This is a genomic window from Franconibacter pulveris (assembly GCF_056780215.1).
This window is the reverse complement of record NZ_CM165555.1, coordinates 4622677-4638352: the sequence shown is the minus strand read 5'-3', so window position 1 is coordinate 4638352 and position 15676 is coordinate 4622677. Positions and strand designations below refer to the sequence as shown.

Annotated in this window: 9 protein-coding genes, 1 tRNA gene and 3 rRNA genes; 11 read left to right on the top strand and 2 right to left on the bottom strand. The window is 54.8% G+C overall.

Translation table 11 applies throughout. The features are described from left to right. The first annotated feature begins 172 nt into the window (after positions 1-172). The 7 genes from kup to rbsR all read left to right on the top strand — a co-directional run bounded on the left by kup (position 173) and on the right by rbsR (position 8026). Positions 173-2041, top strand: a complete 1869-nt coding sequence (gene kup / locus ACU4F7_RS21850; protein ID WP_024556868.1) for a low affinity potassium transporter Kup — start codon at positions 173-175, stop codon at positions 2039-2041. Positions 2042-2213: 172 nt separating this feature from the next. Then, positions 2214-2633, top strand: a complete 420-nt coding sequence (rbsD, locus tag ACU4F7_RS21845) for a D-ribose pyranase (RefSeq protein ID WP_029590016.1) — start codon at positions 2214-2216, stop codon at positions 2631-2633. A 7-nt stretch (positions 2634-2640) separates the two neighbouring features. Beyond that, positions 2641-4146 carry a ribose ABC transporter ATP-binding protein RbsA gene (gene rbsA / locus ACU4F7_RS21840; protein WP_029590015.1) on the top strand — a complete coding sequence of 502 codons (1506 nt, stop codon included), beginning with the start codon at positions 2641-2643 and terminating at the stop codon, positions 4144-4146. Between the two features lie 5 nt (positions 4147-4151). Continuing rightward, positions 4152-5117 (top strand): ribose ABC transporter permease, encoded by a 966-nt coding sequence (gene rbsC, locus ACU4F7_RS21835; protein ID WP_024556871.1) that lies wholly within the window; start codon positions 4152-4154, stop codon positions 5115-5117. A 26-nt stretch (positions 5118-5143) separates the two neighbouring features. Continuing rightward, positions 5144-6034 carry a ribose ABC transporter substrate-binding protein RbsB gene (gene rbsB, locus ACU4F7_RS21830; RefSeq protein ID WP_024553605.1) on the top strand — a complete coding sequence of 297 codons (891 nt, stop codon included), beginning with the start codon at positions 5144-5146 and terminating at the stop codon, positions 6032-6034. 36 nt (positions 6035-6070) lie between these two features. Beyond that, complete coding sequence (gene rbsK / locus ACU4F7_RS21825) at positions 6071-7030, top strand: ribokinase (RefSeq protein ID WP_481637762.1); 960 nt, start codon at positions 6071-6073, stop codon at positions 7028-7030. A 3-nt stretch (positions 7031-7033) separates the two neighbouring features. Next, positions 7034-8026, top strand: coding sequence for a ribose operon transcriptional repressor RbsR (rbsR, locus tag ACU4F7_RS21820; RefSeq protein ID WP_029590012.1), 993 nt, complete (start codon positions 7034-7036; stop codon positions 8024-8026). On the opposite strand, the gene mdtD is transcribed toward rbsR, so the two are convergent. Next, positions 8023-9417 carry a multidrug transporter subunit MdtD gene (mdtD, locus tag ACU4F7_RS21815; protein ID WP_481637761.1) on the bottom strand — a complete coding sequence of 465 codons (1395 nt, stop codon included), beginning with the start codon at positions 9415-9417 and terminating at the stop codon, positions 8023-8025. The genes rbsR and mdtD overlap by 4 nt on opposite strands. A gap of 18 nt (positions 9418-9435) precedes the next feature. Further along, positions 9436-10137 carry a FadR/GntR family transcriptional regulator gene (locus tag ACU4F7_RS21810; protein WP_481637760.1) on the bottom strand — a complete coding sequence of 234 codons (702 nt, stop codon included), beginning with the start codon at positions 10135-10137 and terminating at the stop codon, positions 9436-9438. 468 nt (positions 10138-10605) lie between these two features. Here ACU4F7_RS21810 and ACU4F7_RS21805 point away from each other — a divergent pair. The 4 genes from ACU4F7_RS21805 to rrf all read left to right on the top strand — a co-directional run bounded on the left by ACU4F7_RS21805 (position 10606) and on the right by rrf (position 15607). Further along, positions 10606-12147: ribosomal RNA gene (locus ACU4F7_RS21805) — 16S ribosomal RNA — on the top strand. Between the two features lie 78 nt (positions 12148-12225). Beyond that, positions 12226-12301 (top strand) — tRNA-Glu (locus ACU4F7_RS21800). Positions 12302-12494: 193 nt separating this feature from the next. Next, positions 12495-15400 (top strand): 23S ribosomal RNA (locus ACU4F7_RS21795). Between the two features lie 91 nt (positions 15401-15491). Next, positions 15492-15607 (top strand): 5S ribosomal RNA (gene rrf / locus ACU4F7_RS21790). Together the 16S, 23S and 5S rRNA genes with 1 tRNA gene alongside form the textbook arrangement of a ribosomal RNA operon. The last annotated feature ends 69 nt before the right edge of the window (positions 15608-15676 follow it).

Below are 15676 nucleotides of genomic sequence, written 5' to 3'. Positions count from 1 at the left end.
AAACGTTCCGCTTATTCGCTAATAATAGATTGATGCTTCGGTTAATTCCGGTTGACGTAGATAAAGGCATGGCCATTTAGGGGTACGATTTTTTGGTGAATCGTGCATACTGTGCGCTTTTTGTGGGCCAAGGGACTAAGCACACCCATTTCTCCCAACGAAAGATTAGTCTATGAGCACTGACAATAAGCAATCGCTGCCTGCCATAACGCTGGCCGCAATCGGGGTGGTTTACGGTGATATCGGCACCAGCCCGCTTTATACCCTAAGAGAGTGTCTGTCAGGACAGTTCGGGTTTGGCGTTGAACGGGATGCCGTTTTCGGTTTTCTTTCTCTTATTTTCTGGCTGTTGGTTTTTGTTGTCTCCATTAAATACCTCACCTTTGTTATGCGGGCGGACAACGCCGGCGAAGGGGGGATCCTGACGCTTATGTCGCTGGCGGGCCGCAACACGTCGGCGCGCATGACGTCGGTACTGGTCATCCTGGGGTTAATTGGCGGCAGCTTCTTTTATGGCGAGGTGGTTATCACCCCGGCTATTTCGGTGATGTCGGCGATAGAAGGCCTGGAGATAGCCGCGCCCTCGCTGGACGCCTATATCGTTCCGCTTTCCATTATCGTTCTTACGCTGCTGTTTATTATTCAGAAGCATGGCACCGGCATGGTGGGCAAACTTTTTGCGCCGATTATGCTTGCCTGGTTTCTCGTCCTGGCGGTACTGGGCGCGCGCGGCATTATAGGCAACCCCGAAGTGTTGCAGGCGCTGAATCCGGTCTGGGCGGTACACTTCTTCCTGGAATATAAAACGATCTCTTTTGTCGCGCTGGGCGCGGTGGTGCTGTCCATTACCGGCGTGGAAGCGCTGTATGCCGATATGGGGCACTTCGGCAAACTGCCGATTCGCGTGGCATGGTTTAGCGTGGTGTTGCCTTCGCTGGTGTTGAACTATTTTGGCCAGGGCGCGCTGCTGCTGAAAACGCCGGAAGCGATTAAGAACCCCTTCTTTTTGCTGGCGCCGGACTGGGCATTGATCCCTATGCTGATTCTGGCGACGCTGGCTACCGTTATCGCTTCGCAGGCGGTTATCTCCGGCGTCTTCTCATTAACCCGCCAGGCGGTGCGCCTCGGTTACCTGTCGCCGATGCGCATCATTCACACCTCTGAGATGGAGTCCGGGCAGATTTACATCCCGGTGATTAACTGGACGCTCTATTTCGCCGTGGTGATTGTCATTATCAGCTTCGAACATTCGAGCAACCTCGCTGCGGCTTACGGCATCGCGGTGACCGGCACCATGGTGCTGACCTCGATTCTTTCCTGCACCGTGGCGCGTAAAAACTGGAACTGGAATAAGCTGTTCGTCCTGCTTATCGCCACCGCCTTTCTGTGTGTGGATATCCCGCTCTTCTCGGCGAACCTGGATAAACTCTTCTCCGGCGGCTGGCTGCCGCTGAGTCTCGGCATCGTGATGTTTATCATCATGACCACCTGGAAGAGCGAGCGTTTTCGCCTGTTGCGCCGTATGCATGAACATGGCAACTCGCTGGATGCGATGATCGCCTCGCTGGAGAAATCACCGCCGGTGCGCGTGCCGGGCACCGCGGTGTATATGTCCCGCGCGCTTAACGTTATTCCTTTCGCCTTGCTGCATAACCTGAAGCACAACAAGGTGTTGCATGAAAGGGTTATCCTGCTGACGCTGCGCACCGAGGACGCGCCGTATGTACATAATGTTCGACGGGTGCAGATTGAACAGCTTTCGCCGACGTTCTGGCGCGTGGTGGCAAGCTACGGCTGGCGCGAAACGCCGAACGTAGAAGAAGTGTTCCACCGCTGCGGGCTTGAAGGCTTAAGCTGCCGAATGATGGAAACCTCTTTCTTTATGTCGCATGAATCGCTGATTATCGGCGACCGGCCCTGGTACCTGCGGCTGCGCGGCAAGCTGTTCCTGCTGCTTCAGCGCAACGCCCTGCGGGCGCCGGACCAGTTTGAAATCCCACCTAACCGGGTTATCGAACTGGGCACTCAGGTTGAAATTTAACGTCTTTTTAACGCCTCGCTGCAACGCGGGGCGTTTTTCTTTTCCTTCCCCGCAAATTTACGTTAGCGAAACGTTTCGATAACGATCACAAATTCGCTACGTCGCGATTGTTTTCTGAACATGCTCTTCACTACACTGCCGACAGCGAAACGTTTCGCTAATGGAGCATAAAATGAAAAAAGGCACCGTACTCAACGCAGGCATCTCTTCCGTCATCGCCCGTCTCGGTCATACCGATACGGTTGTGGTGTGCGACGCAGGCTTACCCATTCCCGGCTCGACTGAGCGAATCGATCTTGCGTTAACGCAGGGCGTTCCTGGTTTCATGCAGGTTGTGGAAGTGGTCACGAAGGAGATGCAGGTCGAGGCGGCATACCTGGCGGAGGAGATTAAGCAGCACAATCCGCAGCTCCACGAAACGTTGCTTGAGCACATCAGGCAGCTGCAGCAGCACCAGGGAAATCATATTGATGTACGTTACATCACACACCAGCAGTTTAAAAAACAAACCGCAGACAGTCAGGCGGTCATTCGCAGCGGGGAGTGTTCCCCGTATGCGAATATCATTCTCTGTGCCGGCGTAACCTTCTGAGGCCGTCATGGAAGCGTTATTACAACTCAAGGGGATCGATAAAGCGTTCCCCGGCGTAAAAGCCCTCTCCGGCGCGGCGCTTAACGTTTACCCGGGCCGCGTAATGGCGCTGGTGGGGGAAAACGGCGCCGGTAAATCCACCATGATGAAAGTGCTGACCGGCATCTATACCAAAGATGCGGGTTCGCTGATGTGGCTTGGTAAAGAGACCGCCTTCAGCGGCCCGAAATCCTCGCAGGAGGCGGGCATCGGCATTATTCATCAGGAACTCAACCTTATTCCGCAGCTCTCCATCGCGGAAAACATCTTTCTCGGCCGCGAGTTCGTTAACCGTTTCGGCAAAATCGACTGGAAAACGATGCACGCCGAAGCGGATAAGCTGCTTAAAAAGCTTAACCTGCGCTTTAACAGCCACCGCCTGGTGGGCGATCTCTCTATTGGCGACCAGCAGATGGTGGAGATAGCCAAAGTGCTGAGCTTCGAGTCTAAAGTGATCATTATGGATGAACCGACCGATGCGCTGACCGACACCGAAACCGAGTCGCTGTTTCGCGTGATCCGCGAACTGAAAGCGCAAGGGCGCGGCATTGTTTATATCTCCCACCGCATGAAAGAAATTTTCGAGATTTGCGACGACGTGACGGTTTTTCGCGACGGCCAGTTTATCGCCGAGCGCGAGGTTGACACGCTCACCGAAGAGACGCTTATCGAAATGATGGTGGGACGCAAGCTCGAAGACCAGTATCCCCGTCTTGATAAAGCGCCCGGCGAAACCCGCCTGCGCGTATCAAACCTCTCCGGCCCTGGCGTGCATGATGTCAGCTTTACCCTGAAGAAAGGGGAAATTCTCGGCGTGGCCGGGCTGATGGGCGCCGGGCGCACCGAACTGATGAAAGTGCTTTATGGCGCCCTGGCGCGTACAGGCGGCCGCGTTGAGCTGGACGGACGCGAAGTGGTGACTCGCTCACCGCAGGACGGGCTGGCGAACGGCATCGTTTATATCTCTGAAGACCGCAAGCGCGACGGGCTGGTGCTCGGCATGTCGGTAAAAGAGAACATGTCGCTTACCGCGCTGCGTTATTTCAGTCGCGATGTCGGCAGCCTGAAGCATAAAGACGAGCAACAGGCGGTAAGCGATTTCATCCGTCTGTTTAACGTAAAAACGCCTTCGATGGATCAGGCGATTGGCCTGCTCTCCGGCGGCAATCAGCAGAAAGTGGCGATTGCCCGCGGTCTGATGACGCGCCCCAAAGTGCTTATTCTTGATGAGCCGACGCGCGGCGTGGACGTAGGGGCGAAAAAAGAGATTTATCAGCTCATCAACCAGTTCAAGGCCGAAGGGCTGAGCATCATCCTGGTCTCCTCCGAAATGCCGGAAGTGCTGGGAATGAGCGATCGCATCATGGTGATGCATGAAGGGCATCTCGGCGGTGAATTCACACGCGAGCAAGCCACCCAGGAAGTACTGATGGCGGCAGCCGTCGGCAAACTGAATCGCGTGACTCAGGAGTAAAAGACATGACTACCCAGACCGTGGCGACACGTCGCTATTTCAGCAAAGCGTGGCTGATGGACCAGAAATCACTGATAGCCCTGCTGGTGCTGATTGCGATTGTCTCAACCCTGAGCCCGAATTTCTTCACCCTGAACAACCTGTTCAACATCCTGCAGCAAACCTCCGTCAACGCCATCATGGCGGTGGGGATGACGCTGGTCATTCTTACCTCCGGGATCGATCTGTCCGTCGGTTCCCTGCTGGCGCTGACCGGAGCGGTGGCCGCCTCGATTGTCGGCATTGAGGTTAACGCGCTGGTGGCGATTGCCGCCTCGCTCGCCCTCGGTGCCGCAATCGGGGCAGTGACCGGCGTGATTGTCGCGAAAGGCCGCGTGCAGGCGTTTATCGCCACGCTGGTGATGATGTTGCTGCTGCGCGGGGTCACGATGGTTTACACCAACGGCAGCCCGGTAAATACCGGCTTTACTGAAAACGCCGATCTGTTTGGTTGGTTTGGCATCGGCCGCCCGCTCGGCATCCCGACGCCAGTCTGGATTATGGCGATTGTCTTTATCGCTGCCTGGTACATGCTGCACCATACCCGCCTTGGTCGTTATATCTATGCGCTGGGCGGCAATGAAGCGGCGACACGCCTTTCCGGCATCAGCGTAAACAAAGTTAAGGTGATTGTTTACTCTCTGTCCGGCCTGCTGGCGGCGCTGGCGGGCGTTATCGAAGTGGCGCGTCTCTCCTCGGCGCAGCCGACGGCGGGTACCGGGTATGAGCTGGACGCGATTGCTGCGGTGGTGCTGGGCGGCACCAGTCTTGCCGGCGGCAAAGGTCGCATTGTTGGGACACTGATCGGCGCTTTAATTCTTGGTTTCCTGAATAATGGTTTGAATTTATTAGGAGTTTCTTCCTATTACCAGATGATCGTCAAAGCGGTGGTGATATTGCTGGCGGTGCTGGTAGACAACAAAAAGCAGTAACTCATTACTCAACAGGACATCTGACTATGAACATGAAAAAGCTGGCTACCCTGGTTTCCGCCGTTGCGTTAAGCGCGACCGTTAGCGCGAACGCGATGGCGAAGGAGACCATCGCGCTGGTTGTCTCCACCCTTAACAACCCGTTCTTCGTTTCGCTGAAAGATGGCGCGCAAAAAGAAGCTGACAAGCTCGGCTATAACCTCGTGGTGCTGGATTCCCAGAATAACCCGGCGAAAGAGCTGGCTAACGTGCAGGACCTGACGGTGCGCGGCACCAAACTGCTGCTGATCAACCCGACCGATTCCGACGCGGTGGGCAACGCCGTGAAGATGGCTAACCAGGCGAAGATCCCGGTCATTACGCTGGACCGCATGGCGGCAAAAGGCGAAGTGGTAAGCCACGTCGCTTCTGATAACGTGGTTGGCGGCAAAATCGCAGGCGACTATATCGCTAAAAAAGCGGGCCAGAGCGCGAAAGTTATCGAGCTTCAGGGCATTGCCGGCACCTCCGCCGCGCGTGAGCGTGGCGAAGGTTTTCAGCAGGCCGTAGCGGCTAACAAGCTGAACGTGCTGGCAAGCCAGCCTGCCGATTTCGACCGCACCAAAGGCCTGAACGTGATGCAGAACCTGTTAACCGCGCATCCGGACGTGCAGGCAGTGTTCGCTCAGAACGATGAAATGGCGCTCGGCGCGCTGCGTGCGTTGCAAACCGCAGGCAAATCCGATGTGCTGGTTGTAGGCTTTGACGGCACAGCGGACGGCGTGAAAGCGGTTGAAGACGGCAAGCTGGGCGCAACCATTGCGCAGTTGCCGGAGCAAATTGGCGCAATCGGCGTACAAACTGCCGATAAAGTGCTTAAAGGCGAGAAAGTTCACGCTAAAATTCCGGTCGACCTGAAACTGGTCGTCAAACAATAAAGACATCATAAGAAATGCAGGGCAACGCGCCACAGGATGTGGCGCACTTTAACCAGACAAATAACGGTGAACAGCGTGGGCAAACTCGTCGTTCTCGGCAGCATTAATGCCGACCATATCCTTAATCTTGATGCTTTCCCCTCACCCGGAGAAACCGTAACCGGCAGCCATTACCAGGTGGCGTTTGGCGGCAAAGGCGCTAATCAGGCTGTAGCGGCCGGGCGCAGCGGCGCGGATATCGCTTTTATCGCCTGCGTGGGCAGCGATGATACTGGCGCCCGGGTTCGTCAGCAGCTTGTTCAGGACAAGGTCGACGTCGCGCCGGTTAGCGTCATTGAGGGCGAGTCCACTGGCGTGGCGCTTATTTTCGTTAACGGCGAAGGCGAAAACGTGATTGCCATCCATGCCGGCGCCAATGCGGCGCTGACGCCTGCGCTGGTAGAAGCCCAGCATGAGCGCATCGCCCAGGCTTCCGCCTTGTTAATGCAACTGGAATCGCCGGTAGAGAGCGTGCTGGCGGCGGCGCGCATTGCGCAGCAGAACCAGACCCGCGTTATTCTTAACCCCGCGCCAGCCCGCAAGCTTTCTGATGAACTGCTTGCGCTGGTGGATATCATTACTCCCAATGAAACCGAAGCGGAGAAGCTGACCGGCATCGCCGTAAAAAATGACGACGACGCGGCGAAAGCGGCGGCGGCGCTGCATGCTAAAGGTATTAGCACGGTTATTATCACGCTTGGCAGTCGCGGCGTCTGGGCAAGCGTTAACGGTGAAGGTCAACGGGTTCCTGGTTTCAAAGTAAAAGCTATCGATACTATCGCAGCGGGCGACACCTTTAACGGCGCGCTGCTTACGGCGCTGCTGGAAGAAAAACCGCTGGCGGAAGCTATCCGTTTCGCGCATGCGGCGGCGGCTATCGCCGTAACGCGACCTGGCGCGCAGCCTTCCGTACCGTGGCGCAAGGAGATTGACGACTTTCTTGCGCAGCAGGAGTAGCTTGTGGCGACCATGAAAGATGTCGCCCGCCTGGCGGGCGTTTCAACCTCGACCGTTTCACACGTCATTAATAATGACCGCTTCGTCAGCGAAGCTATTCGCGAGAAAGTCGAGGCGGCCATTCAAAGCCTGAACTACGCGCCCTCCGCGCTGGCGCGCAGCCTCAAAATCAACCAGACCCGAACCATCGGCATGCTGATCACCGCCAGCTCCAACCCTTTCTTCTCCGAACTGGTTCGCGGCGTAGAGCGCAGCTGCTTTGAGCGTGGTTACAGCCTGGTGCTCTGTAATACCGATGGCGATGAGCAGCGAATGAACCGCAATCTGGAAACGCTGCTGCAAAAGCGCGTTGATGGCTTGCTGCTGCTCTGTACCGAAACGCATCAACCTTCGCCGGAAATCATGCGCCGTTATCCTGCTATCCCTACGGTTATGATGGACTGGGCGCCGTTCGGCGGCGAGGGCGATCTGATTCAGGATAACTCGCTGTTGGGCGGGGATATCGCCACGCAGTATTTGATTGATAAAGGCTATACCCGCATCGCCTGTATTACCGGGCCGCTCGATAAAACCCCGGCGCGTCTGCGTGTGGAAGGGTATCGCAACGCGATGGCGCGCGCCGGGCTTGCCGTAAAAGAAGGATATGAAGTTAACGCAGACTTCGAGTTTCGCGGCGGTTTCGATGCCATGCAGGCGTTGCTGGCGTTGCGTGAACCACCGCAGGCGGTATTTATGAGTAACGATGCCATGGCTGTTGGCGCCTATCAGGCGCTCTACCAGGCGGGGTTACGCATTCCTCAGGATATGGCGCTGGTGGGTTATGACGACATAGAGCTGGCGCGCTACATGACGCCGCCGCTGACCACCATTCATCAACCGAAGGACGAACTGGGCGAGCTGGCCATCGATGTGCTGATTCATCGCATGGCGCAGCCCGATTTACAGCAGCAGCGGCTCCAGCTAACGCCGGAGCTGGTGGAGCGCGGTTCGGCTTAAGCCTTATGCCGCTCTCTTATCAGGTTGTTGCCATCTTTGGCGCGCAGCAGCATAAAGACCGCTGCGGAAATAACGGTTATCACGCCCATCGTAATAAAGGTGTAGTGGAATTGCTCGATGGTATTGGCGTTTTCAAACCCTTCATAAAAGCGTAGCACTGCGGCGCTGACCGCCACCCCAAGGCTGATGGAAAGCTGCTGCGTCACTGCCAGCACGCTATTGCCGCCGCTGGCGTTCTCATCTGAAAGGTCTGCAAGCGTAATGGTATTCATCGCCGTAAATTGGGTCGACATCGCCATACCGAGGATAAACAGCGGCAGGATCAGCATCCACACCTCTTTCCCCGGCGACTGGATAGCGAACTGCGCAATCATCAGACCGATAAAAATCGTAATGCCTACCAGTGTCTTACGATAACCAAAACCGCGCAGCACCTTTGTGACTACTGATTTCGCGAGAATCGAGCCTACCGCCGTCGGCGCCATCATGCAGCCCGCAATAAATGCCGGATAGCCGAACCCTACCTGTAACATCAGCGGCATCAGGAAAGGGACGCACCCTGTGCCGAGGCGTGAGGCAATATTACCGGCAATGCCAACTGAGAAGGTTCGCGTCTTAAACAGCGGCAGGGCGATAAGCGGCGTTGGGTGACGACGAGTGTGCCAGATATAAGCCAGCAAAAGCAGCAGCCCGCCCACAATGACCAGCAGCGCCAGCCAGGTGGCGACGATGCGCTCGCCAAAAAGCTCCATGCCGCTGGAGATAAAGACCAGACTCAAACCAAACAGGAAGAAGCCAGATAAATCAAAACGGCGGCGCGGCGTGGTGAAGTTCGGCATATACTTACGCGCGTACAACAACCCGGCGATGCCAATCGGAATATTAATAAGGAAGATCCAGTGCCAGCTCGCCCAGGTGACCAGCACCCCACCCAATAGTGGCCCCAGAATCGGTCCTACCAGACCTGGCATGGTGACGAAGTTAAGCACTGGCAAGAGTTCGCTGCGCGGGTAGGCGCGAAGCAGAGCCAGACGCGCGACTGGCATCATCATTGCTCCGCCAATCCCCTGCACTACACGAAAGATAACCAGTTCGCCTAGCGAACCAGAGAGGGCGCACGCCAGCGACCCCAGCGTGAAAAGCGTTACTGCCAACATAAAGACGCGACGGGTGCCGAAGCGGTCTGCCAGCCATCCGCTGACGGGAATCAGCATGGCGACGGTCAGGGTATAACTGATAATCGCGGACTGCATCGCCAGAGGGGAGCGGTTAAGGCTTTGGGCGATGGCTGGTAGAGCGGTGTTAAGAATAGTGGCGTCCAGCGCCTGCATAAAAAAGGCCATGGCCGCTATCCATGGCAGGCCTGCCATACTGCGCGCTTTTTTGGTCATGCGGATCCTGTTTTTTAGTTATTGCTCTTGAGTATCGTTATCCCGCAAAAGCGTCTGACAGGCGGTAGAAGCAGCTTCGCTCTTTCCTGTCAGTATCGCTTCGACAATGGTTTGATGAAGCTCAAGCTTAATCACCTCATTATGGGTAATCGCGGTAAAGTAGGTGTAATAGATGGAGCGAAACAGACTGGCGAAAGAGGTCATAAAAGGATTGCCGCTCATCTCGTAGATTTTCTCGTGATAAGCCATATCCGCTTCCACCCAACGTTCACGGTCGAACTTTGCTTTCAGTGAGAGCATTTCATCGAGCGTCGCTTTTAGGTCGCGCTTCTGGTTTTCATTGCCGTGACGCGCGGCAAGGGCGCAGGCTTGAGGTTCAAGACTGTGTCGCATGACAAGAAAGTCTTTCACCACATTATTGAAATCTTCCACGGTCATCCACCAGGCGAGCAGTTCTTTATCAAGGAAGTTCCAGTGGTTTTGCGGCATTACTCGTGTGCCGATACGCGGACGGGGTAAAACCATGCCTTTAGCGGTTAAGGTCTTAACCGCCTCCCTGACAGCCGTACGGCTAACGCCAAATTGCTCGCCCAGCTCTATTTCACCTGGCAATATGCTCCCCGGTGCGTACTCACCTTTTAATATGCGCTGCGCCAACTTCCCGGCAAGAACATAAGAGAGGTTTTTTTGGGCCGCCAGTTGTTGAGTGGATAACGACATGCGAGCAGTTCCTTTAGCTTTATCTCGCTAAGTAGTATGCCATTGGGCAGAGAAATGAGGTGCAAAAAACGGCAAATATCACAATATATAAGCAGTTATGATATGTTTTGGTTGAAAAGTGTGCGGTTGAGCGTTTTTTTTAAATTTACTCTTGTCAGTTCGCGAGAACTCCCTATAATGCGCCTCCACTGACACGGCACAACGGCATACACGCCGGCCTGACAGCAAGAATCAAAACGGAATCAAGCGTAAATTAACGCTTGACTCTGAAGCGGGAAAGCGTAGTATACGCAACCCGCGCCGCTGAGAAAAAAGCGAAGCGGCACTGCTCTTTAACAATTTGTCAGACAATCTGTGTGGGCACTCAGGGCTGCGATATCTTAACGTCTTCGGACGATAAATGATTAGCAAGTCTCATGAGTGAACACGTAATTCATTACGAAGTTTAATTCATTGAGCATCAAACTTTAATTGAAGAGTTTGATCATGGCTCAGATTGAACGCTGGCGGCAGGCCTAACACATGCAAGTCGAGCGGTAACAGGGATCAGCTTGCTGATTCGCTGACGAGCGGCGGACGGGTGAGTAATGTCTGGGAAACTGCCTGATGGAGGGGGATAACCACTGGAAACGGTGGCTAATACCGCATAACGTCGCAAGACCAAAGTGGGGGACCTTCGGGCCTCATGCCATCAGATGTGCCCAGATGGGATTAGCTTGTAGGTGGGGTAACGGCTCACCTAGGCGACGATCCCTAGCTGGTCTGAGAGGATGACCAGCCACACTGGAACTGAGACACGGTCCAGACTCCTACGGGAGGCAGCAGTGGGGAATATTGCACAATGGGCGCAAGCCTGATGCAGCCATGCCGCGTGTATGAAGAAGGCCTTCGGGTTGTAAAGTACTTTCAGTGAGGAGGAAGGCGTGATGTTTAATACACATCGCGATTGACGTTACTCACAGAAGAAGCACCGGCTAACTCCGTGCCAGCAGCCGCGGTAATACGGAGGGTGCAAGCGTTAATCGGAATTACTGGGCGTAAAGCGCACGCAGGCGGTCTGTTAAGTCAGATGTGAAATCCCCGGGCTCAACCCGGGAACTGCATTTGAAACTGGCAGGCTTGAGTCTCGTAGAGGGGGGTAGAATTCCAGGTGTAGCGGTGAAATGCGTAGAGATCTGGAGGAATACCGGTGGCGAAGGCGGCCCCCTGGACGAAGACTGACGCTCAGGTGCGAAAGCGTGGGGAGCAAACAGGATTAGATACCCTGGTAGTCCACGCCGTAAACGATGTCGACTTGGAGGTTGTGCCCTTGAGGCGTGGCTTCCGGAGCTAACGCGTTAAGTCGACCGCCTGGGGAGTACGGCCGCAAGGTTAAAACTCAAATGAATTGACGGGGGCCCGCACAAGCGGTGGAGCATGTGGTTTAATTCGATGCAACGCGAAGAACCTTACCTGGCCTTGACATCCAGAGAACTTTCCAGAGATGGATTGGTGCCTTCGGGAACTCTGAGACAGGTGCTGCATGGCTGTCGTCAGCTCGTGTTGTGAAATGTTGGGTTAAGTCCCGCAACGAGCGCAACCCTTATCCTTTGTTGCCAGCGGTCCGGCCGGGAACTCAAAGGAGACTGCCGGTGATAAACCGGAGGAAGGTGGGGATGACGTCAAGTCATCATGGCCCTTACGGCCAGGGCTACACACGTGCTACAATGGCGCATACAAAGAGAAGCGACCTCGCGAGAGCAAGCGGACCTCATAAAGTGCGTCGTAGTCCGGATTGGAGTCTGCAACTCGACTCCATGAAGTCGGAATCGCTAGTAATCGTGGATCAGAATGCCACGGTGAATACGTTCCCGGGCCTTGTACACACCGCCCGTCACACCATGGGAGTGGGTTGCAAAAGAAGTAGGTAGCTTAACCTTCGGGAGGGCGCTTACCACTTTGTGATTCATGACTGGGGTGAAGTCGTAACAAGGTAACCGTAGGGGAACCTGCGGTTGGATCACCTCCTTACCTTAAAGATACCTCCCTGAAGTGCTCACACAGATTGTCTGACAGATGTAAGAAGCAGGGTGTCTGCGAAAGATATATGTCCCTTTCGTCTAGAGGCCCAGGACACCGCCCTTTCACGGCGGTAACAGGGGTTCGAATCCCCTAAGGGACGCCACCTGCTTGGTTAACGCAAGTGAAAGGTGCGCGGCCACAATATCTCAAAACTGACTGTAAAGTCACGTTTGAGATATTTGCTCTTTAACAATCCGGAACAAGCTGAAAATTGAAACGACACACGAAAGTGTGTTCGAGTCTCTCAAATGCTTGCAGCACGATGATGATTCTCAGGAAACATCTTCGGGTTGTGAGGTTAAGCGACTAAGCGTACACGGTGGATGCCCTGGCAGTCAGAGGCGATGAAGGACGTGCTAATCTGCGAAAAGCGTCGGTAAGCTGATATGAGGCGTTATAACCGACGATGTCCGAATGGGGAAACCCAGTGCAATCCGTTGCACTATCGTTAGCTGAATACATAGGCTGACGAGGCGAACCGGGGGAACTGAAACATCTAAGTACCCCGAGGAAAAGAAATCAACCGAGATTCCCCCAGTAGCGGCGAGCGAACGGGGAACAGCCCAGAGCCTGAATCAGCTTGTGTGTCAGTGGAAGCGTCTGGAAAGTCGCACGATACAGGGTGAAAGTCCCGTACACGAAGGCACACAGGTTGTGAGCTCGATGAGTAGGGCGGGACACGTGATATCCTGTCTGAAGATGGGGGGACCATCCTCCAAGGCTAAATACTCCTGACTGACCGATAGTGAACCAGTACCGTGAGGGAAAGGCGAAAAGAACCCCGGCGAGGGGAGTGAAACAGAACCTGAAACCGTGTACGTACAAGCAGTGGGAGCCTTCGTAAGAGGGTGACTGCGTACCTTTTGTATAATGGGTCAGCGACTTATATTCTGTAGCAAGGTTAACCGTATAGGGGAGCCGAAGGGAAACCGAGTCTTAATTGGGCGTTAAGTTGCAGGGTATAGACCCGAAACCCGGTGATCTAGCCATGGGCAGGTTGAAGGTTGGGTAACACTAACTGGAGGACCGAACCGACTAATGTTGAAAAATTAGCGGATGACCTGTGGCTGGGGGTGAAAGGCCAATCAAACCGGGAGATAGCTGGTTCTCCCCGAAAGCTATTTAGGTAGCGCCTCGTGAACTCATCTCCGGGGGTAGAGCACTGTTTCGGCTAGGGGGCCATCCCGGCTTACCAACCCGATGCAAACTGCGAATACCGGAGAATGTTATCACGGGAGACACACGGCGGGTGCTAACGTCCGTCGTGAAGAGGGAAACAACCCAGACCGCCAGCTAAGGTCCCAAAGTCATGGTTAAGTGGGAAACGATGTGGGAAGGCCCAGACAGCCAGGATGTTGGCTTAGAAGCAGCCATCATTTAAAGAAAGCGTAATAGCTCACTGGTCGAGTCGGCCTGCGCGGAAGATGTAACGGGGCTAAACCATGCACCGAAGCTGCGGCAGCGACGCGCAAGCGTTGTTGGGTAGGGGAGCGTTCTGTAAGCCGTCGAAGGTGGACTGTGAGGTCTGCTGGAGGTATCAGAAGTGCGAATGCTGACATAAGTAACGATAAAGCGGGTGAAAAGCCCGCTCGCCGGAAGACCAAGGGTTCCTGTCCAACGTTAATCGGGGCAGGGTGAGTCGACCCCTAAGGCGAGGCCGAAAGGCGTAGTCGATGGGAAACAGGTTAATATTCCTGTACTTGGTGTTACTGCGAAGGGGGGACGGAGAAGGCTATGTTGGCCGGGCGACGGTTGTCCCGGTTTAAGCGTGTAGGTGGGTGTTCCAGGTAAATCCGGTTCACTTTAACACTGAGGCGTGATGACGAGGCACCACGGTGCTGAAGCAACAAATGCCCTGCTTCCAGGAAAAGCCTCTAAGCATCAGGTAACACGAAATCGTACCCCAAACCGACACAGGTGGTCAGGTAGAGAATACCAAGGCGCTTGAGAGAACTCGGGTGAAGGAACTAGGCAAAATGGTGCCGTAACTTCGGGAGAAGGCACGCTGGTGCGTAGGTGAAGCGACTTGCTCGCGGAGCTGAAACCAGTCGAAGATACCAGCTGGCTGCAACTGTTTATTAAAAACACAGCACTGTGCAAACACGAAAGTGGACGTATACGGTGTGACGCCTGCCCGGTGCCGGAAGGTTAATTGATGGGGTTATCGCAAGAGAAGCTCCTGATCGAAGCCCCGGTAAACGGCGGCCGTAACTATAACGGTCCTAAGGTAGCGAAATTCCTTGTCGGGTAAGTTCCGACCTGCACGAATGGCGTAATGATGGCCAGGCTGTCTCCACCCGAGACTCAGTGAAATTGAACTCGCTGTGAAGATGCAGTGTACCCGCGGCAAGACGGAAAGACCCCGTGAACCTTTACTACAGCTTGACACTGAACATTGAGCCTTGATGTGTAGGATAGGTGGGAGGCTTTGAAGCGTGGACGCCAGTCTGCGTGGAGCCAACCTTGAAATACCACCCTTTAATGTTTGATGTTCTAACCTGGCGCCGTGATCCGGCGTGGGGACAGTGTCTGGTGGGTAGTTTGACTGGGGCGGTCTCCTCCCAAAGTGTAACGGAGGAGCACGAAGGTCAGCTAATCCTGGTCGGACATCAGGAGGTTAGTGCAATGGCATAAGCTGGCTTGACTGCGAGAGTGACGGCTCGAGCAGGTGCGAAAGCAGGTCATAGTGATCCGGTGGTTCTGTATGGAAGGGCCATCGCTCAACGGATAAAAGGTACTCCGGGGATAACAGGCTGATACCGCCCAAGAGTTCATATCGACGGCGGTGTTTGGCACCTCGATGTCGGCTCATCACATCCTGGGGCTGAAGTAGGTCCCAAGGGTATGGCTGTTCGCCATTTAAAGTGGTACGCGAGCTGGGTTTAGAACGTCGTGAGACAGTTCGGTCCCTATCTGCCGTGGGCGCTGGAGAATTGAGGGGGGTTGCTCCTAGTACGAGAGGACCGGAGTGAACGCATCACTGGTGTTCGGGTTGTCATGCCAATGGCACTGCCCGGTAGCTAAATGCGGAAGAGATAAGTGCTGAAAGCATCTAAGCACGAAACTTGCCCCGAGATGAGTTCTCCCTGAGACTTCGAGTCTCCTGAAGGAACGTTGAAGACGACGACGTTGATAGGCCGGGTGTGTAAGCGCAGCGATGCGTTGAGCTAACCGGTACTAATGAACCGTGAGGCTTAACCTTACAACGCCGAAGATGTTTTGGCGTGATTTGAGAAATTTCAGCTTGTGACGGATAACCACTCATGGCGAAAGCGGTGGGTGAACAGAATCTGCCTGGCGGCCGTAGCGCGGTGGTCCCACCTGACCCCATGCCGAACTCAGAAGTGAAACGCCGTAGCGCCGATGGTAGTGTGGGGTCTCCCCATGCGAGAGTAGGGAACTGCCAGGCATCAAACAAAGCAAAAACCCGGTCATCAGACCGGGTTTTTTGCTTTTCAGCGGTACAGCCACGCCTTTT